General features: G+C 49.8%; 1 rRNA gene. It reads right to left on the reverse strand.

The window, feature by feature from the left end:
* Positions 1-76, reverse strand: a 16S ribosomal RNA gene (locus AC1DDH_RS20915); the annotation flags it as partial.
* Between the last annotated feature and the right edge of the window lie 249 nt (positions 77-325).

The following is a 325-nucleotide window of genomic DNA, read 5'->3' on the forward strand; positions in this document are numbered from 1 at the left end:
CGGATCATCGTTCGACTTGCATGTGTTAAGCACGCCGCCAGCGTTCATCCTGAGCCAGGATCAAACTCTCCGTTGAAGTAAAACAGACACAACATGCGCCCCCGGGAAAACGGGATGCACACGCTGCACAAAATTTGAAACCAGCCAAAAACACCAGACCACACCACGGGGTGGCGGGCCCGGCAAATTCAACCAATTCAATACAATAAATTGGTATCAACAAACTTGGCACACTATTGAGTTCTCAAACAACAGACACACCCGGCACCACCACAACCAACAAACAGTCAAGGATCGCTCCGGAGCAACTTTTCAAACTTACCCG

It is taken from the genome of Arthrobacter sp. 10T425, assembly GCF_056393985.1.